This window comes from Methylobacterium sp. yr668 (assembly GCF_900116245.1).
Lineage (GTDB): Bacteria > Pseudomonadota > Alphaproteobacteria > Rhizobiales > Beijerinckiaceae > Methylobacterium.
Genome location: NZ_FOZY01000013.1, coordinates 99184 through 117445, shown reverse-complemented (window position 1 = coordinate 117445; position 18262 = coordinate 99184). Strand labels below are relative to the sequence as shown.

The following is an 18262-nucleotide window of genomic DNA, read 5'->3' as shown; positions in this document are numbered from 1 at the left end:
CCGCCATTTGGTCGCATGACCGGAAGATTAAAGAACGGCAATGCGCCGCCGGGCGTGGCGGGTCTCAGCGCGGCAGGAAGCGGCCGGCGCGCGCGTCGAGCAGCGCCACCAGCGCCGGCGCCATGAAGTCGTGCACGTCGGGGATATCGAGGCAGACGAGGCGGGTCCCGCGCAGGGCGGCCCCGAAGCGGCGCATCAGCTTGCGCCGGTGCGCGCGCTCCATGACGACGACGATCTCCGCCCAGGTGAGATGATCGGCGTCCACCGGCTCGTCGGCGTCGGGCGACACCCCCGCGCTGGCGGTCTCGATGCCGGGCAGCCGCGCGAAGATCTGTTCCGCGGTCGGGCTGCGGGCGCGCGCCCGGCCGCAGACGAACAGGATCCTCACGCGCTCTCCGCGAGGTCGGCTTGCCGCTCGAACAGGGCGCGGTACGCCCCGTTCGGGCGGCGCAGCAGGGCGGCGTGAGGCCCGTCCTCGACGATGCGACCGCGGTCGAAGACGAGGATCCGGTCGAGGGCCCGCACCGTGGACAGGTGGTGGGCGATGACGATGGCGGTTCGCCCGCGCATCAGCCGCGCCATGGCCTCCTGCACCAGAGCTTCGGACTCGGAATCCAGGCTCGAGGTCGCCTCGTCGAGGATCAGGATCGGCGCGTCTGCCAGGAAGGCGCGGGCGAGCGCCACCCGCTGGCGCTCGCCGCCCGACAGCTTGACCCCGCGCTCGCCCACCAGCGTCGCGTAGCCCTTCGGCAGCCGCGCGATGAAGTCGTGCGCGTTGGCGAGGCGCGCCGCCCGCTCGATCTCCTGCGCCGAGGCGCCGGGCTGGGCGTAGGCGATGTTCTCGGCCAGGGAGCGGTGGAACAGCACCGGCTCCTGGGGCACGATGGCGACCTGCGCGCGCAGGCTCGCCTGGCTCGCCGACGCCACGTCCTGCCCGTCGATCGTCACGCGCCCGCCCGACACGTCGTAGAGCCGCTGGATCAGCTTGACGAAGGTCGTCTTGCCGGAGCCCGAGCGCCCGACCAGCCCGACGCGCTGGCCGGCCGGAATCGTCACGGTCAGCCCGTCGTAGAGGGGCCGCGTGTGGTCGCCGTAGTGGAAGCGCACGGTCTCGAACCGGATCGCCCCGCCCGCGACCGCGAGCGGGACCGCGCCGGGCCGGTCGGCGACGCCGACGGGTTCGGCCTCCAGGGCGACCAGCTCCTCCATCTCGTTGATGGCCCGCTGCAGGTGGTTGATGTGGCCGCCGATGTCGCGAAGGTACCCGTGCACCACGAAGGTCGCGGTCAGGACGTAGGCGACGTCGCCCGGGCTCGCCCGCTCCCGCCACCACAGCCACAGGGCGATGGCGACGATAACGGTGCGCAGGACGAGCAGCAGCCCGAGCTGGCCGGTTCCGCCCCAGGTGACGATCATCCACGTGCGCCGGGTCCGCCGCTGCCACTTCGCCAGCAGGCGGCCGAGCCGCGCCTCCTCCCGCGCCTCGGCGCCGAAGGCCTTGACGACGGCGTTGTTGCCGATCGCGTCGCTGAGCGCGCCGCCGAGGCGGGTGTCGAGGGCGTTCGAGAGCGCGGCCGCGGGCGCGATGACGCGGGTCGCGAGCAGGGCGGTCGCGCCGACATAGGCGCCGGCGCCGATCGCGACCGTCGCGCCGAGGGCCGGCCAGTGCAGGCCGAGGACCAGGGCCGTGCCCACGAGGACGACGAGCGCGGGCAGGAGCGACAGCAGCAGCGTGTCGTTGAGCCCGTCGATCGCCCACATGCCGCGGGAGATCTTCCGGACGGTGGAGCCCGAGAAGGTGTTGGCGTGCCACTCGGTCGAGAAGCGCTGGACCCGGGCGAAGCCGTTGCCGACGATGTCGCTCATGGTGCGCAGGGAGAGCGGCACCACGAGGCTCCAGGCGACGTGCCGCAGCAGCGCGGTGGCGAGGCCGAGCCCGGTCATCGCCAGGAAGGCCGGCCAGGCCGCGTCCAGCGCCGCGCGTCGGTCGCTCCCGGAGAGCGCGTCGACCAAGCGGCCCGCGAAGAGCGGCAGCAGCACCTCCGCCAGGGTGGCGAGCGTGATCGCGCCGGTGAGACCGGCGACGAGGGGCCAGCGCCTGCGCCAGCTGCGGACGACGAAGGCCAGGACGCGACGGACCGCGTCCGCCTTCCGGGGAGACGACAGAGACATGCGAGTGCCCGACGCGGGCGAGCGTCGGCTCCGGGTGACGCCGCGTCCCATCGCGAACGATGCGCGCCGGCGAGATCAGGCAGGTTCGGGTTCAGAGGCGCCGGGCGGCAGGGCCGGGCGAGAGCGGGAAGCGGCTAGCCGACCCGCGCGGGGGCGCCGACGAATCCTGCTCGGAGGGTGGCAAACACAGCGATCATGCAGCTCCCTCCCTGGTGCGAGCGCGACAGGAGCACGAGGCTAGGAGAGCCCGAACTGATTCGCAACGTCCATCGCGAAGCTTCGGCCAGTCGCGACGGCCGATCCATGCACCCGGGTCAACCCTGCGGAGCCTGGGGAACGGTCACGCTTCGTTGAAAAGCTGACGCAACGCGGTGTAAACACTTCGCTGCAAACTGGGCCGTTGTGCGGCGCCTCGGTTGCGCGCCTCTCTCGGATCGCTGTCGCGAATCCGTACTTGGAGACCGACGGTGTCGCACTCCCTGGTGAACCGGGACGCGCTCGAGGAACTCACGGCCGTGATCGGCACGGAAAAGCTCGTCCGCATCCTCGACCGGTTCGTCGTCAGCCTCACCACCGCCTTCGAGGGACCGGATCGCGCGAGCGACGATTACGGCCGCGAGGCGCACACGCTGGTCTCGATGTCCGGCATGCTCGGCTGCGCCGAACTGTCCCGGGCCTGCCGCGGCCTCGAGGAATCGGCCATGGCGGGCGACGATCTGACCCGCTCGCTGGTCGACCTCAGGACCCTGCGCGACCGGACCGTCGCGGCCCTGCGGGACCTGCAGGCGGAGACCCGGCTGAGCGCCTAGGGCCGCGCGGCCGCATCACGATCAGGCGACCATCACCGCGTCGAGGGGCGCCTCGAAGGTCAGCACCGCGCCCTCGCGCGGGTAGCTCATGCGGGCGGTCCCGCCGAAGCTGTGGGCGAGGCTGCGGGCGATGAGCCGTGTGCCGAACCCCGTGCGGGTCGGTGGCGTGACCGGCGGTCCGCCGCTCTCCTCCCAGCGGAACCGGAGGGTCTGGCCGCCCTCTGCCTCAGCCACGTTCCACGTGATGCAGACCCAGCCGGCGGCCACCGACAGCGCGCCGTACTTGGCCGCGTTGGTTCCGAGCTCGTGCAGCATCAGCGCCAGGGTCATGCCGTGGCGCGGTCCGAGCGTCAGCTCGGGACCGGCGATGCGGAACCGGCCCGCGACGCCGTCCCCGTGGAGCGACACGGCGCCCTCGACCAGGCCGCTCAGGGAGGCCCGGGTGAAGGAGCCCTGGAGCAGCACGTCGTGCGCCTTCGCGAGCGCCAGGAGCCGCGCGGCCAGGGCCTCGCCGGCCGCCTCCAGCGACGGCGCGTTGCGCATGGTCTGCGTCGCGACGGCCTGGACCATGGCCATGGTGTTCTTCATCCGATGGGCGAGTTCCTGCATCAGCAGCGTCTGGCGCGCCTCGGACAGCTTCTGGTCGGTGATGTCGCGCGACACCGCCAGGATCCGCTCGGGCCGGTCCGGCGCCGCGCCGATCGGCGTGACGGCCACGTCCCACCAGCGGAGCGCGCCGCCGGATTCCGACTGGGCCTGGAACCGGCTCGGGCGGCCGATCCGGGCCCGATCGAGCGCCTCGGCCACCGCCTCCCGGTCCTCGGGGCGCGTCCAAGCGTCGATCCAGGGCCGGCCGATCGCGTCAGCCTCGTCCCCGGCGGCGGACAGGGCCGGACCGTCCTCGCTGGCGGTGATCAGGCGCCCGTCGCGGTCCAGCAGTTCCAGGTAATCGTTCGGGGCCTGCGGTAGGCCGATCGCGCGCGCGCGGCCGGAGGGGCGCGGCCTCGCCTCGAGCCCGAGTCCGGCCGGTTCGCGGGGCGACGGCCCGCGGGGCGCCTCGACCCGCTCGGCCGCCATGCGACCGGCCTCGACGCGGCTCGCCGTCTCGATGATTCGGCCGAGCCGCCGGCTCCGCTGCCGCTCCCAGTCGACCTGGGCGGTCGCCTGGCTGAGCAGGCTGCGCAAGCGGATGTTCTCCGCCTCGAGCGTCTCGACGCGGCGCTCCGCCCCGTCGATCCGCGGCCGTACGATGTCCACTTCCATCGCCCGCCCCCCTCGTCATCCCGACGGGGCGCCCGTGCGCGGCGCGCCGTCGGAGCTCCCCGACCGCGCGGCGCGGCAACGGATGTCGATGGCAGGGCCGCACCGGCGGTTCAGACCGCTTCTGGTGCCGGTTCCCCGCCCGCAGCCGAGCGAATCGTTGGATGCCTCACGCTAGCATGGCGCGCTGGATTATCAAATCAGCTCGGTATTCGCCTGCGGATGAAAACTTATGTTGGAGCCCTGTGCGGGTGCGAAGACGGTTACTTGTTTCGCATCAGCAGCACGAGCCAGCCGATCCCGAGGATAAAAATTATCAATCCGATCGAGACGAAGACGGGCGTGCCGAGATCGATGAGGCGGGGTGCGAGCTGCGTGGCGAAGGCCGCCACCACCAGGGCCACGGCGACCCGCGCGGCCGCGCGCTCGATGCCGCGGGTGACCTTGTCGAGGCCCTTCACCTCGATCTCGACGGTGACGCGACCCTGCTTCAGCCGCACCAGCATCAGGTGGATCAGGGTCGGCAGCTCCGAGGCGGCGCCGTAGAGGCCGACGCCCAGGGCCTCGGCCTTCTGCTTGAGGGCGGAGAGCGAGAACTGCGTCTGCATGCTCGCCCGGACTGTGGGACCGGCGGCGGCGAACAGGTCGAAATTCGGGTCGAGGTGGCGCATCACGCCGTCGGCGGTGACCAGTCCCTTGAACAGGATGGCGAGGTCGGTCGGCATCGCGAGGTCGTTCTCGCGGGCCATGTTCATGAAGTCGGTCAGCACCAGCCCGAGGTTCAGCGGGATCGACGAGTGGCTCTCCACGAAGGACTGGGCCGAGACCTGGAGGCGGGTGAGGTCCGGGTTGCTGGTGCCGGTCCAGTCGAGGAGCACGGCCATGAGGCCGTCGGCGTCCTGCTTGAGCATGGCGCCGATCAGCACGAGCAGCTGCGAGCGCCGCCGCTGCGACAGCCGCCCGATGATGCCGAAATCGATGAAGCCGATCTTGTTGCCGGGCAGGGCCAGCATGTTGCCGGGATGCGGGTCGGCGTGGAACACGCCCTCGATCAGCGCCATCTGCAGGAACGCGTCGGTTCCCTTCTGGGCGAGCAGCTTCTTGTCGATGCCCGCCGCGCGCAGGGCCGCCTCGTCGTTGGGCGGGATGCCGTGGATGAAGTCCTGCACCAGCACCCGCTCGGAGCAGTACTCCCAGTGGATCTTCGGGAAGACGATGTCGTCGCGGTCCTCGAAGATCTGGGCCAGCAGCTCGCAGTTGCGCGCCTCGTTGAGCAGGTCGAGCTCGCCGTTGAGGCCCTCCGCGAGGTGGCGCATCTGCTCCCGCGGCTGGTAGCGGGCCATGTCGGGCCACTCGTTCTCGACGATGCGGGCACCGTGCGCCATGAGGCGCAGATCCGCCTCGATGATCTTGCGCAGGTTCGGCCGCAGCACCTTGACGATGACGTCCTCGCCCGAGTGCAGCCGCGCCCGGTAGACCTGGGCGATCGACGCCGAGGCGATCGGGTTGGTGTCGAACTCGGCGAACACCTCCATGGGCGAGGCGCCGAGATCGAGCTCGAGCTGCGGGCCGATCTGCTCCCACGTCACCGGCACGACCTGGCTGTGGAGCTTCTGCAACTCCTCGGTCCAGGCCGGCGACAGGAGGTCCGGCCGGCTCGCCAGCACCTGCCCGAATTTGATGAAGGTCGGCCCGAGCGCCTCGATCGCCCGGCGCAGCCGCTCCGGCTCGGACAGGCGCGTGACGTCGACCCGGGGCTGGCGGCGCGGCAGGAGCGGCAGGTAGCGCAGGCCGAGCCGGTCCACGACGCGGGTGACGCCGAAGCCGATGAGGATCGTCGCGATCTCCGACAGCCGCTGGCGGTCGCGGGCGGCAACGAAGGCTGTCTTCAGCATGAATGGAGCGATCCGGTCGGACGGGATTGGGCGTCCGGACAGCACGAGCATAAGGACTTTTTTGCGGTCGCGAACCCCGGTCCCACCCCGCCGCTTCAACTTAAGCGGCGCAGAGCGGGGCCGGAATGCGCGCGGTCGGGGGCGTCGGCCGCCGTCAGTAGGCCGGCTCCAGCCCGCTGGTCCGATAGGCCTCGGCCGCCTGCGGCGTCGTCAGCCCGGCGAGGAATCGGGCCGCGCCGTCCCGGTCCGCCGCGCCGCGCAGGATCGCCGCCGCGAAGGTCGTCATCTCCTGCACCGGGTCGGGGAGGGGGCCGACGACCTCGATGCCGGGCACGACCATCAGCTCGCTGATCTGCTGGACGGCGATGTCGGCCTCCCCGGAGACCAGCTTCTCGGCCGTGAAGCCCTGCGGGATGATCGTCGCCCGGGCGTTCACCGCGTCGGCGAGGCCGAGCCGCGGCAGCAGGCCGGCGAAGTAGATCCCGCTGGCGCCGGTCCGCGAGTAGGCCACCGACCGCGCCTCCACCAGGGTGCGCTTCAGCGCCTCGACGGTCGCGATGTCCGGATGCGGAGCCCCGGCCTTGACGGCGATGCCGTAGCGCGAGCGCACCACGTCGACCCGGCTCTCGGGCTCGACGCGGTCCTCGGCGACGAGCCGATCCATGGCGTCCGACAGGACGAGCACCGCGTCGGCGGTCTCGCCCTCGGCGAGGGTCTTCATGATGACCGTGGTCGGCGCCCAGTGGATCGCCGTCCGGCCCCCCGCGGCCTCGAAGGCCGGGACGACGTGGGCGTCGAAGGCGCCGCGCACCACCAGGGCGCATTTGAGGCGTGTCTCGGGTCGCTCGCTCGGCATGGTGTGTCCAGTCTCTCGTCTCGGGAGGAGCGGTCGGGTGGCCGCGCCGAAGAAGCGGTCCGTCACCGCGGCGGCACGGCGCGGGAATAGTCGATCGCCGTGAACCCGCCGCCCTGGTAGCGCTCCACCACCGGGTTGCCGCTGGTCTTCCCCTCCAGCGCCGCCGCATGGGCATCGGCGCTGTCCTGCGGCGTCCAGCCGATGACGGCGCGGCCGTCCTTCCGCCACCAGGTCATGCGGCTGTTGTTCGAGGCGCCCCAGATCACCACCGAGCCCGTCGGGCCGAGGTCCGGGGCCAGGGTGGCGCGGGTGATCAGCCGGGTCAGGTCGGCGTAGGACAGCCACGTGGCGAGCATCCGCGCGTCAGTCGGCTCCGGGAAGCACGAGCCGATCCGCAGGAAAACGCTCTCGACCCCGTGCTTGTCGCGGTAGAGGCCGCCCATCAGCTCGCCGTAGGCCTTGGACAGGCCGTAATAGCCGTCGGGCGCGAGGCCGCAATCGTCGTCCAGCACCTCGGACCGCGGGTGGAAGCCGATCGCGTGGTTCGACGAGGCGAAGATCATCCGGGCGCCCTCGCGCCGGGCCGCCTCGTAGGCGTGGTAGAGGCCGCGGATGTTCGGGCCGATCACGGTCTCGAACGGGTGCTCCACCGAGATCCCCCCGAAGTGGAGGATCGTGCCGCAGCCCTCCGCCAGCCGGAGGATCGCCGGCCCGTCCTCCAGGTCGGCGACCTGGAAGCGCGCCCCCTCCGGCAACGGGTCGGGGAAGGGGACGCGGTCCGTGAGCCGGAGCGTCCAGCCCTGCGCGCCGAGCGCGCGGGTCAGGACGCGCCCGAGGGCGCCGGAGGCTCCGGTCAGGAGGACGGGTTTGGGCGGGACGGTCTCGGGGCTCATGGGACGCTGCTCCAGATTCCGGCGGACTTGATCGGACAGCCTCGGTCAGACGGGCTTGGCCGCGGCGAGGGGGCCGGCTTCCGCCGGGTTGCGCGGCCGCCGCACGAAGATCGCCATCGCGACGACGCCGGCCGCCGCGATCAGGGCGGCGATCACGAAGGCGCTGGCGTAGCCCCCGAGATACTGCACGGCCAGTCCCGTGGCAGTCGGCCCGATGATGCCCGAGATGTTGCTCAGGAGGTGGATGAAGCCGCTGACGCCGCCGACCCGGGCCTCGGGCACCAGCTCGTGGATCGTCGCCCAGCAGGATTGCACCGAGCTGGTCAGCATCAGCACGGCGAGCGCGATCAGCGCGACCGCCATGGCGGTGCTGGTCGCGGCGTTGACCATGATCAGGGCCACCCCCGCGATGGCGAGCGGCACGATCGTGGTGATCTTCCGCGCGGCGAGCTTGTCGCCCATGCGCGTGTAGACGAAGTCCGCCACCACGCCCCCGCCGACATAGCCGACGAAGCCGCAGGCCCAGGGGATCGACGCCACGAGCGCCATCTCCTTCACCGGCATGTGCAGCGCGTCGGTGAGGTAGCTCGGGAGCCACGAGAGGAAGATGTAGAGGGTGTAATTCACCGCGAACATGCCGAGCCCGAGCGACAGGGTGCTCGGCAGGAACAGGTACTCCTTCAGCGAGCGGGCATGGTCGGAGGGCGCGAGGTGCGTGACCGCCCGGCTGCGCTCCACGAGGGCGATCTCCTCCGGATGGACCCGCGGGTTGTCCTGCGGCCGGTCGGTCATCAGCATCCGCCACGCCACGACCCAGAGCAGGCCGACGGCGCCGATGGCCACGAACGCCACGCGCCAGCCGTACTGGATCGCCAGCAGGCCGACGACCGGCGCCGCGATGGCGCTGCCCACCGTCTGGCCCGAGAAGGTGAAGCCGATGGTCCGGGCGGTCTCCTCGCGGGGGAACCACGTGGTGATGGTGCGGTTCGTGGTGGAGTTCATCGGCCCCTCGGCGAAGCCGAACAGGGCGCGGACGATGAACATCTGGGCGAAGCCGGTCACCGCCCCTGTGAGCATGCACAGGACCGACCAGGAGGCCGCCGCCCAGCTGTAGACGCTGCGCGGCCCGTAACGGTCGGCGAGCTGCCCGCCCACGAAGGCGAACAGCGCGTAACCGAAGAAGAACGTGCTGAAGATCACCCCCAGCTCCGAGGGCGACAGGTTCAGGTCCTGCTTGACGAAGGGCGCGGCGACGCCGAGCGCCGCTCGGTCCATGTAGTTGATGATACCGGCGATGAACAGCAGGAACGCGATCAGGAACCTGTAACGCTTGGCGAACATGGGCATCCTCCAGAATATTTATGATTTTCTTTTCTTGTTTGCTTGGTGCGGCCCGGCGGTCAGAGGTCACGTCTCGACCGCCGCCGGTTCCGCCTCTCTTGCCCCTTCGAGGGGCATGGTCGGGCCCGCGCGCGGCGCGGGCCTGAACGCGTCGGCGCCTCCTACAGGAACGCGATCGTGCAGGGACTGAGGCTCGGGCGCGAACCGGTCCGAGTGAGGTCTCCGCTCTCGGGATCGATGGCGAAGGCGACGAGGCAGTCGCCCTGCTCGTTGGTGACGAGCAGGTGGCCTCCGTCCGGTGCCAGGACCATGAAGCGCGGGTCGCGGCCGCCGGAGGACGTCCAGCCCGCGGGTTCGAGGCGCCCGGCTGGGTCCGCCCGGAACCGCGCGATCCCGTCCTGTCCGCGGTTCGACGCGTAGACGAATCGTCCGTCGGGCGTGACCGCGATGGCCGCGGCGGTGCTCGCGCCGAAGAAGTCCGGCGGCAGGGTCGAGACGAGGTGCAGGGGCGTCAGTGCTCCGGCGTCCGCGTCCCACCGGCAGGTGGCGACGCCCGAGTCGAGCTCGTTGACCAGGAAGGCGAGTGGCTCGTGCGGGTGGAACGCGATGTGGCGCGGGCCGGCGCCGGGACGCATCGCGGTTTCCGAGGCGATGGCGAGCTGCTCATCCGCGAGTTTCAGGACGAAGACGCGGTCGAGGCCCTTGTCGGGAACGATGACGTGGCGACCGTCGGGTGACAGGACCACGTGGTGCGGGTGGGCGCAGGCCTGCTCGGTCCGGTGCGGGCCCGGCTCGCCCGGGAGCGGCAGCACTTGGCACGCGGGCTCCAGGCCGCCATCGGCGCGCACCGGCATGAGGGCGACCGATCCGCTGGCGTAGTTGGCCACGATCAGGAACCGACCCCCGGGGGCGAGGGCCTGGTGCACGCTGTTGGTTCCGCCGGTGGCGGCGCTGCCGAGGCCGCGCAGGGTGCCGTCGGGCTCCAGCGCGAAGGCGCTCGCCGCCTCGCCGTCGCCCTGGACCGTGTAGAGGATCGCGCGCGCCGGGTCGGTCACCAGGAAGGACGGGTTCGCCAGGTTCTCGACCCGGCCTAGATGCGTCCAGTCGCCGAGGTCGCGACCGGTCCGATAGATGTCGATGCCCCGGCCGCGCGCCCGGCGCCGCTCGGTGGTGAAGCAGCCCACGAAGGCGAGGCCGCGGGGGGCGGGGTCGGTCATGCGGAGCATCCGGATCGGGGACGGGGCTGCGGGGGCAGCCGGCGGGATCGACGGTGCGGGGATGCCGGGCGCCCGGGTGCGGCGGCCCCGGCGTCCCGGGCGGCTGTCCCGCTGCCGCTCGCCGGCGCGCCGCGCGTGTCCGGGAAGCCGATCATGGTCGATCCTCCCGCCATCGGCTCAGGCCCGCCGCGGGGTGCGGCGCAGGAAGTCGGGATTGAGTTCGGACAGGCGGTTCACCCCGATCAGCGCCATGTCGCGGTTGAGTTCCTCCCTGAGGATCCGCATCGCGTGCTCGACCCCCGCGGCGCCGCCGAGCGCCGCGGCGAACATGAAGGGCCGGCCGAGCAGGACGAAGTCTGCGCCCAGCGCCAGCGCCTTCATCACGTCGGTGCCCCGGCGGATGCCGCTGTCGACGATGATCTTCAGCCCGCCCTTCCGGGCGGCGATCTCCGGCAGCACGTCGAGGGGGGCGACGGCGTAGTCGAGCTGGCGGCCGCCGTGGGTCGAGAGGATCACGCCGTCGGCGCCGCAGTCCCGCGCGATGTCGACATCCTCCGGCGCCAGCAGGCCCTTCACCAGCAGGTTGCCGGACCAGCGCTTGCGGATCGCCTCCAGGTTCTTCCACGAGAGCTGGTCGCGGGCGATGGTGTTGCGCACCGCGCCCTGGGACATCATCGGCGGCCCGCGCTCGGCCTCGGTGTTCTCGAAGTGCGGGGCCCCGTGCTTGAGGAAGGTCCGGGCGACGGTTCCGAGCAGCCAGCGCGGGTGGGTGGCGCTCTGCCACGCCACCTTCGGCGTGACCTTGATCGGCATGGAGAAGCCGCTACGAATGTTGTGCTCGCGGTTGCCGAGGGTCGGCGTGTCGGCGGTGACCACGAAGGTCCGGTAGCCGGTGGCCTCGACCCGGTCGAGGAGGCGGTCGATCCGGTTCTGGTCGCCCGGCAGGTAGCCCTGGAACCAGGCCTGCGGGTTCTGGGCGTGGACGTCCTCCAACCTGATCAACGAGGAGGCGCTCAGGCACATCGGCAGGTTCATCCGCCGGGCCGCCTCGGCGAGCACGAGGTCGCCCCGGTAGGCGATGAAGGCGGCCCCGCCCAGCGGCCCGATCCCGAACGGCGCCGCGTAGGTCTGGCCGAACAGCGTGGTGGCGGTGTCCCGCGCCGAGGTGTCCCGCATCAGGCGGGGGACCAGGGCGTAGTCGGCGTAGGCGCCGCGGCTCTGCGCCAGGGCCGAGCCGGTCTCGACCCCGCCGGCCACGTACTGGAAGATCATCGGCGGCAGGAGCTTGCGGGCGCGCCGCTCGAAATCGTCGAGGGCCAGCAGGTCGCGGAACCGGTAGGGCGTGACCGCGTCGCTGCGCTTCAGGCTGGTGACGATGGCCTGCGGAGCCGCGATGCCCGGCGCCGCGGCGTCCGCGCCGCCGACTGTCGGCGCGGCGCGCTCTGGGGCTCCCAGTCCGGAGGCCGGCCGGTCGAGCGTCGCCATCGGATCCTCCTGTGGGCCGCCCGATCGAGCGACTTCTTGAAAGCGCTTTCAGATAGCCAGCGCCCGGGTAGGGTGTCAATATACTGCCGGTTCGGCCCGCTTCTGCTGGCCGGGCATCGCCGCGTCGCGTATCCGGGGCCGACGCGCTGCCCCGCGGGGCCGTTCGGGAGAGGGATCGATCTCAGTGCTGGACCTGCCGGAGGAGATCCTCGAGCCACCGACGCGCAGCCCGGTGGCCCGGGACGTCGCCCGCCGCGCCGGCGTCTCGACCGCGACGGTGTCCCGGGTGCTGAACGGCTCCGCCGGCGTCCGGGCCGACAAGCGCGCGGCGGTGATGCGGGCCGCGCAGGATCTCGGCTTCGTCGCCAACGGCGCGGCCCGGGCGCTCTCGACGCGCCGCTTCATGGCCGTCGGCGCCGTCGTGCCGAACATCGAGAACGAGGCCTTCGTGCGCGTCCTGTCGAGCTTCCAGGACCGGCTGCGGCAGGCGGGCTACACCCTGGTGGCGGCCAATGCCGGCTATGACCTGGAGGACGAGCTCCGCGAGGCGACCTTCCTGCTGGAACGCGGTGTCGACGGGCTGATGCTGGTCGGCGACATCCACCACCCGGACCTCCACGCCCGGATCGCCCGCGCCGGCATCCCGATGGTGCAGACCTTCAGCCTGTCCCGCGAGCGCCCCTGCGTGGGCTTCGACAACGCCGCCTCGGCGGCCCGGGCGGCCAACTACCTGATGGATCTCGGCCATCGCCGGATCGGGGTGATCTCGGGCCTGCGCAAGAACAACGACCGCGGCGGCGCCCGGGTGACGGGCATCGCGGCGGCGCTCGCGGCCCGCGGCCTGCAGCTCGCCCCGGAGCACGACGTGGAGATCTCCTACGGGATCGGCGGCGGCCGCGACGGGTTCCGCCAGATGCTGGCCGGCGGCCCGCCCCCGACCGCGATCATCTGCGGCACCGACCAGATCGCCTTCGGGGCGATGATCGAGGCGCGGACAAGGGGGCTCTCCATTCCCGGCGACCTGTCGGTGATCGGCCACAACGATTCCGACTTCGCGCCCTTCCTTGACCCGGCGCTGACGACGATCCGCATCCACTCCGCCGAGATCGGCCACGCCGCCGGCGACCACCTGATCGCCCGGATCCAGGGGCGGCCGATGGTCCGTCTCACCGAGATCGACGCCGAGCTGATCCTGCGCGCCAGCACGGCTCCGCCGCGGCGTGCCGACGCCTGACCTGCGCTATCTTGCCACCCAGTTGAAATCGCTTACAACATGCGGACCGGCCCCGTCCGGCTCCGTAGACTCTCCGGAACACAGCATGGCTCCCCGCATCGTCCTCCTGCACGCGACGCCGGTCGCCATGGCGCCGATCCAGGCCGCCTTCGCCGAGCGCTGGCCGGAGGCCGAGACCGTCAACCTGCTCGACGACGGCCTGTCCCTCGATCGGGCGAAGGAGCCGGGCGCGATCTCGGAGGCGATGATCGAGCGCTTCGTGCGGTTCGGCCGCTACGGCCACGACATGGGCGCCGACGGCATCCTGATCACCTGCTCGGCCTTCGGTCCGGCCATCGACCGGCTGATCGAGACCGTGCCGGTGCCGGTGCTCAAGCCCAACGAGGCGATGTTCCGCGCGGCGATCGCGCAGGGCGCGCGCATCGGCATGCTGGCGACCTTCGGGCCCTCGGTCGGCACGATGACGGACGAGTTCGAGGAGTTCGTCGCCGAGTCCGCGCGCCCGGCGAGCCTCCGGACGGTCCTGGTGGACGACGCGATGGCGCGGCTGCGCGCCGGCGACGCCGAGACCCACAACCGGCTGATCGCCGAGCGGGCGTCGGACCTGCGCGACTGCGACGCGATCATGCTCGCGCATTTCTCCACCTCGCGCGCGGCCGAGGGCGTGCGGAAGGCCGTCGACGTCCCGGTGCTGACCGCGCCCCACGCGGCGGTGGATCGGATGCGGGCGATGATCGAGACCGGCGGGAGCGCCTGACCCATGAAGCTCGGTGCCTACAAGGATCGTCTCAGCGGCCATTGCGGCTTCCTGTTCACGGAGCTGCCGCTGGCCGAGCGCTTCGCGGCGGCGGCCCGTGCCGGGTTCCGCGCGGTCGAGCATCCCAACCTGTTCGGGACGCCGGCCCGGGAGGTCGCGGGCTGGCTGGAGCGGGCGGGCGTGCCGCTGGTCCAGACCGGCTTCCCGGCAGGGGACGCCGCCAAGGGCGAGAAGGGCTTCGCGGCGCTGCCCGACCGGATCGATTACTTCCGCTCCACGATCGAGCCGACCCTGGACTACGTCGCGCAGCTCGGCTGCCGGATGGTCCACCCGATGGCGGGCGTCCGGCCCGCGGGAGTCGAGCGGGCGCGGCTCTGGGACACCTATCTCGACAACCTCGCCTTCGCGGCCGACGCCGCGGGCGCGCGCGGCATGACGGTGATCGTCGAGCCGATCGGTCCCGGCTCGATCGCCGACTACGCGATCGACGACCCGCTGCTGGCGGTCGAGGCGATCCGGACGATCGGCCGCGACAACGTCAAGCTGCTGTTCGACGCCTATCACTGCGTGTGTCTCGGCCATGACCCGGCGGCGCTGATCCGCGCGCACGCGCCGCTCATCGCCCATGTCCAGATCGCCGACGATCCCGGGCGGCACGAGCCGGGGACCGGCACGATCGCCTTCGACCCGATCTTCGCCGCCCTGGAGGAGGTCGGCTATTCCGGCTTCGTCGGCTGCGAGTACCATCCCGCGGCCGGCACCGAGGCGGGGCTCGGCTGGATGCGGGCGGCAGCGGCGTAGCGCCGGGGCCTCAGAACCGGGCGGCGACGCCGCCGATGATCGTGCGGGGCTGCCCCGGCGTCGCGTAGCGGTTCTGGAACGCGCGGTCGTAGAACGTCGCGTCGAACACGTTGTCGACGTTGAGGTAGATCCGCACGCCCGGCGCGATCTGGTAGTACGAGATCAGGTTGACCAGCGTGTATTGCGGCAGGTTGAAGGTCGCGAGTGCCGTCCCCGCGGCGCGTCGGCCGACGAAGTCGAGGCCGCCGCCCAGGCCGAGCCCCTTCAGGTCGCCGCTCTGGAACTCGTAGACGGTCTGGAACGCGAGGCTGTTGGCGGGCACGTTGGCGATGCGCGTGCCGACCGGCAGGGTGTTGTCGCGGGCGACGGCCGCGTCGACGCGCGTGTAGGTCCCGATCACGCGCCAGCCCGGGGCCAGGTAGCCGGCGGCGGTCAGGTCGAAGCCGCGGCTGCGCACCGTGCCGGTGGCCACGCTGAAGTTCGGGTCGACCGGATCGGTGCTGAGGACGTTGGAGCGCCGGATCTCGAACAGGGCGGCGGTGGCGTCGAGGCGCCCGTCGAGGAGGCTGACCTTCGCGCCGGCCTCGTAGCCCTCGCCCTCCTCGAACGCGAAGGGCCGGCCGCTGCGATCCGTGCCGATATTGGGCCGGAACGAGCGCGCGTAGTTGCCGTAGAGCGCGACCGTGTCGGTCAGGTCGTAGAGCAGGCCGAAGCGCGGCGTCGCCACCAGACCCTGTAGGCTGGTGATGCTCTTCGTGAGGTTGTTCGTCGAGACCAGCCCGAGGTCCTCGACCCGGACGCCCAGGAGAGCGTGGAGGCGGGGCGTGAGGTCGATCTGGTCCTGCACGTAGCCGGCGTAGCTCTCGGTCTTCTGTAGGAAGTTCGTGACCCGCGCGGTGATCGGCGGCAGCGGCTGGCCGTAGCGCGGCGCCAGCAGGTCGAGGAGGAACGGGTTCGTCGCGACGTTCGAGCGGTTGAACACCTCCCGGTAGCGGTAGCTGTCGTATTCCAGCCCGAGCAGGAGCGTGTGGCGGAACGGGCCGGTCTCGAACTTCCCCGCGAGATTCGCCTGCAGGTCGAGGTCGGACCACGTCAGGTCCCGCCATTCCAGGGTTCGCCGCTGGGTCCGGCCATCCGGCAGCAGGCCGATGGCGCCGACGCCGTAGCCCGACAGGTTCCCGCCGAGCACCTGGGCGCCGACGTTCAGCACCCAGTCCTGGTCGAACCGGTGCTCGACGCGCAGCTGGCCGAGGGCGTTGTCGACATGGGCCGGCGGCAGGCCCGGCTCGCCGATGAAGCGGCTGCGCGGCAGGGCGCGCACGTTGCCCCCCAGCGGGACGATGCCGCGGTCGAAGGTCTGCGCCGTGCTGACGAAGTCGCCCTCCAGGGTGACGGTCGTGTCCGTCGTCGGCTTCCAGGCGATGACCGGGGCGAGGGCGTAGCGGTCGCTGGTGACGAAGTCCCGGAAGCTGCCGTTGTCCTCGACGGCGCCGGTGACGCGGGCCAGCACCTGCCCGCTCTCGTCGAGGGCGCCGGTGGCGTCGAAGGTGCTCCGCTTGGCGCCGAAGCTGCCGTACTGCGTGCCGACCGTGAGGGAGCGCGCCGCCAGCGGCTGCTTGGTCACGATGTTGAAGGTGCCGCCGGGATCGCCGCGGCCGTACAGGAAGGCCGAGGGGCCCTTGAGGACCTCGATGCGCTCGATGGAGACGATGTCGGGGCTGTTGGGGTAGCCGCGGTTGATCGGGAACCCGTTGCGGTAATACTCGCCGGTCGCCACGCCGCGGATCGTGAACTCGGTCAGGCCGAGACCGCCGAAATTGTTGCCGCGGCCGACGCCCGCGAGGTCGAGGGCGCTGTCGATCCGCGTCGCCGCCGCGTCCTCCAGCACCGCCTGCGGCACCGCCACGATGGTCTGCGGCACCTCGCGGACGGGCGTGTCGGTCCGCGTGGCGCTCACCGCCCGCGTGGCCCGGTAACCGTCGACGCGGGACGTCCCGTCGCCGGTCCCCGCCACCGACAGCTCCTCCAGCTGGACTTCCTGGGAACTGTCAACGGCAAGTTGAGCCCAGCCCGGAGACGGGAGCAATACCGGAGTGAGGAAGAGGGAGATTCTGGCTGCGCGCCCGGAAACGCCGCGCGAAGCCCGCGTGCAAGACCTTGCACAGTTACGCCGTACCACGATGTCGACCATTCTGTTTCGAGTGGCGCCAGATACGGTGCGGAAACATTCACGGTCAAGCTCGATCGTCGGCGGAACATCCAGGCTAGATTTTGAATAACTATAATCTATGCGGGATCGACGGTCCGCCCACACGGGGCGCGCGAAGACCCCGTCGCCGCCCGTTCGACCGGTGAGGGAAGGGGAAGATCGCTCCGGCGCACGGGCTCTCAACACGCCGGGTCGCGGGGCATCTGCACAGACGACGCCTCTCACGTCGTCCGAGCGATCGTGACCGGTTCGCGCGCCGCCCAGACAGGGCGGAGCGGGACCTGTTCCCGGTCAGGCGCCGCCGAGCAGCCGCGCCCGGCGCTCGAGGACCGTGGGCCAGACCTCGGGATTGACGAGCCGCGGCGGCGTCTCGCCCCGGAGCAGGCCGACGATCTGCTCGGCCCCCCAGGCGGCCACGTTGCGCCGCGCCTCGTGGGTGACGCCGGCGGTGTGGTAGGTCGCCACCACGGTGTCGAGCTGCAGCAGGGCCGCGTCGAGGGACGGCGGTTCCGGCGACCAGACATCGAGGCCGGCGCCGGCGAGATGGCCGGCGGTGAGCGCGGCGGCGAGCGCCGCCTCGTCGTGGACCCCGCCCCGGGCGGTGGTGATGAACAGCGCCCCCGGCTTCATCGCCGCGAAGGACGCGGCGTCGAAGCTGCCCCGGGTGGTGTCGTCGAGCGGGCAGTGCAGGGATACGATGTCGGACTCGGCGAGCAGCCGCGCCCGGTCCACCGGCTCCGCGCCGCGGGCCCGGATCTCCGCGTCCGAGAGCAGGGGATCGTGGGCGAGGACCCGCATGTCGAAGCCGCGGGCCAGCTTGGCGACCTCCCGGCCGGTATGACCGATCCCGATGAGGCCCAGGGTCGCGCCGCCGATCTCGTGGCCCATCAGCGATTCGCGGGTGAAGCCGCGCGCGGTCCGGAGCAGGCGGTCGGAGACGCAGATCTTGCGCGAGACGGCGAGCATCAGGCCGATCGCCAGTTCCGCCACCGAGCGGGCATTGCCGCCCACTTGGTTCACCACCGCGACGCCGGCCCGGGTGCAGGCGGCGGCGTCCACCGTGTCGAAGCCCGCCCCGGCCGACGAGACCGCGAGCAGGTTGGGGCATTCGGCGAGCAGCGCGTCGGTCACGTGCCAGCGGCGCGGCAACTCGTCCCGCGCCGGCGAGACGTGGAGGACGTGGACCCGCGCCAGCAGCGCCGCGAGCGCGTCGTCCGGTCCCTGCAGGTCGCCGACCTGAAGGTCGATGTCGGGCTCGGCCCCCAGGCGCGCGTCGAAGACCGGATTGATCCAGACGTTGAATCGGCAGACGCGCTTGGGGGCCGACACCCGG

The 18262-nt window shown here is 71.8% G+C and carries 15 protein-coding genes; 4 read left to right on the top strand and 11 right to left on the bottom strand.

Annotation, left to right across the window (positions count from 1 at the left end):
* Positions 1 to 64: 64 nt before the first annotated feature.
* Complete coding sequence (locus BM419_RS17610; RefSeq protein ID WP_091927193.1) at positions 65 to 388, bottom strand: low molecular weight protein tyrosine phosphatase family protein; 324 nt, start codon at positions 386 to 388, stop codon at positions 65 to 67.
* Positions 385 to 2172, bottom strand: coding sequence for an ABC transporter ATP-binding protein (locus BM419_RS17605; protein ID WP_091927192.1), 1788 nt, complete (start codon positions 2170 to 2172; stop codon positions 385 to 387). The genes BM419_RS17610 and BM419_RS17605 overlap by 4 nt, the downstream gene beginning before the upstream one ends.
* A 467-nt stretch (positions 2173 to 2639) precedes the next feature.
* Here BM419_RS17605 and BM419_RS17600 point away from each other — a divergent pair, with 467 nt between their 5' ends.
* Positions 2640 to 2981 (top strand): Hpt domain-containing protein, encoded by a 342-nt coding sequence (locus tag BM419_RS17600; protein ID WP_091927191.1) that lies wholly within the window; start codon positions 2640 to 2642, stop codon positions 2979 to 2981.
* Positions 2982 to 3002: 21 nt separating this feature from the next.
* On the opposite strand, the gene BM419_RS17595 is transcribed toward BM419_RS17600, so the two are convergent.
* The 7 genes from BM419_RS17595 to BM419_RS17565 form a co-directional block, all read right to left on the bottom strand.
* Positions 3003 to 4244, bottom strand: coding sequence for a sensor histidine kinase (locus BM419_RS17595; protein ID WP_091927190.1), 1242 nt, complete (start codon positions 4242 to 4244; stop codon positions 3003 to 3005).
* 260 nt (positions 4245 to 4504) lie between these two features.
* Positions 4505 to 6136: an ABC1 kinase family protein gene (locus BM419_RS17590; protein WP_020093008.1), complete on the bottom strand. Its 1632-nt coding sequence runs from the start codon at positions 6134 to 6136 to the stop codon at positions 4505 to 4507.
* A gap of 154 nt (positions 6137 to 6290) precedes the next feature.
* Positions 6291 to 6992, bottom strand: a complete 702-nt coding sequence (locus tag BM419_RS17585) for a molybdate ABC transporter substrate-binding protein (protein WP_091927189.1) — start codon at positions 6990 to 6992, stop codon at positions 6291 to 6293.
* Between the two features lie 62 nt (positions 6993 to 7054).
* Positions 7055 to 7885, bottom strand: coding sequence for an NAD-dependent epimerase/dehydratase family protein (locus BM419_RS17580; RefSeq protein ID WP_091927188.1), 831 nt, complete (start codon positions 7883 to 7885; stop codon positions 7055 to 7057).
* 45 nt (positions 7886 to 7930) lie between these two features.
* The gene (locus BM419_RS17575; protein WP_091680479.1) at positions 7931 to 9226 is read right to left on the bottom strand and encodes an MFS transporter; all 1296 of its coding nucleotides are present in this window, start codon (positions 9224 to 9226) and stop codon (positions 7931 to 7933) included.
* A 161-nt stretch (positions 9227 to 9387) separates the two neighbouring features.
* Positions 9388 to 10443, bottom strand: coding sequence for a lactonase family protein (locus tag BM419_RS17570; protein ID WP_244540793.1), 1056 nt, complete (start codon positions 10441 to 10443; stop codon positions 9388 to 9390).
* 177 nt (positions 10444 to 10620) lie between these two features.
* On the bottom strand, positions 10621 to 11928 hold the full coding sequence (locus BM419_RS17565; protein WP_091927186.1) for an alpha-hydroxy acid oxidase: 1308 nt from the start codon (positions 11926 to 11928) through the stop codon (positions 10621 to 10623).
* A 184-nt stretch (positions 11929 to 12112) separates the two neighbouring features.
* Here BM419_RS17565 and BM419_RS17560 point away from each other — a divergent pair, with 184 nt between their 5' ends.
* From BM419_RS17560 to BM419_RS17550, 3 genes are all read left to right on the top strand, one after another.
* Positions 12113 to 13162: a LacI family DNA-binding transcriptional regulator gene (locus BM419_RS17560; RefSeq protein WP_091927185.1), complete on the top strand. Its 1050-nt coding sequence runs from the start codon at positions 12113 to 12115 to the stop codon at positions 13160 to 13162.
* Between the two features lie 85 nt (positions 13163 to 13247).
* Positions 13248 to 13919, top strand: a complete 672-nt coding sequence (locus BM419_RS17555; protein ID WP_091927184.1) for an aspartate/glutamate racemase family protein — start codon at positions 13248 to 13250, stop codon at positions 13917 to 13919.
* 3 nt (positions 13920 to 13922) lie between these two features.
* A complete protein-coding gene (locus BM419_RS17550) occupies positions 13923 to 14720 on the top strand; it encodes a hydroxypyruvate isomerase family protein (RefSeq protein ID WP_091927183.1) in 798 nt (265 codons plus the stop codon).
* A 10-nt stretch (positions 14721 to 14730) separates the two neighbouring features.
* Here BM419_RS17550 and BM419_RS17545 read toward each other — a convergent pair whose 3' ends face one another.
* Entirely contained in the window at positions 14731 to 16734 is a 2004-nt protein-coding gene (locus BM419_RS17545) for a TonB-dependent siderophore receptor (protein ID WP_091927182.1), read from the bottom strand.
* 486 nt (positions 16735 to 17220) lie between these two features.
* Positions 17221 to 18258: a hydroxyacid dehydrogenase gene (locus BM419_RS17540; protein WP_091927181.1), complete on the bottom strand. Its 1038-nt coding sequence runs from the start codon at positions 18256 to 18258 to the stop codon at positions 17221 to 17223.
* Between the last annotated feature and the right edge of the window lie 4 nt (positions 18259 to 18262).

Excerpts from the sequence above, each read along its gene's own strand:
- BM419_RS17595 (WP_091927190.1), bottom strand. The coding sequence starts at position 4,244 with ATGGAAGTGGACATCGTACGGCCGCGGATCGACGGGGCGGAGCGCCGC.
- BM419_RS17575 (WP_091680479.1), bottom strand. The coding sequence starts at position 9,226 with ATGTTCGCCAAGCGTTACAGGTTCCTGATCGCGTTCCTGCTGTTCATC.
- BM419_RS17580 (WP_091927188.1), bottom strand. The coding sequence starts at position 7,885 with ATGAGCCCCGAGACCGTCCCGCCCAAACCCGTCCTCCTGACCGGAGCC.
- BM419_RS17585 (WP_091927189.1), bottom strand. The coding sequence starts at position 6,992 with ATGCCGAGCGAGCGACCCGAGACACGCCTCAAATGCGCCCTGGTGGTG.
- BM419_RS17570 (WP_244540793.1), bottom strand. The coding sequence starts at position 10,443 with ATGACCGACCCCGCCCCCCGCGGCCTCGCCTTCGTGGGCTGCTTCACC.
- BM419_RS17565 (WP_091927186.1), bottom strand. The coding sequence starts at position 11,928 with ATGGCGACGCTCGACCGGCCGGCCTCCGGACTGGGAGCCCCAGAGCGC.
- BM419_RS17550 (WP_091927183.1), top strand. The coding sequence starts at position 13,923 with ATGAAGCTCGGTGCCTACAAGGATCGTCTCAGCGGCCATTGCGGCTTC.
- BM419_RS17605 (WP_091927192.1), bottom strand. The coding sequence starts at position 2,172 with ATGTCTCTGTCGTCTCCCCGGAAGGCGGACGCGGTCCGTCGCGTCCTG.
- BM419_RS17590 (WP_020093008.1), bottom strand. The coding sequence starts at position 6,136 with ATGCTGAAGACAGCCTTCGTTGCCGCCCGCGACCGCCAGCGGCTGTCG.
- BM419_RS17555 (WP_091927184.1), top strand. The coding sequence starts at position 13,248 with ATGGCTCCCCGCATCGTCCTCCTGCACGCGACGCCGGTCGCCATGGCG.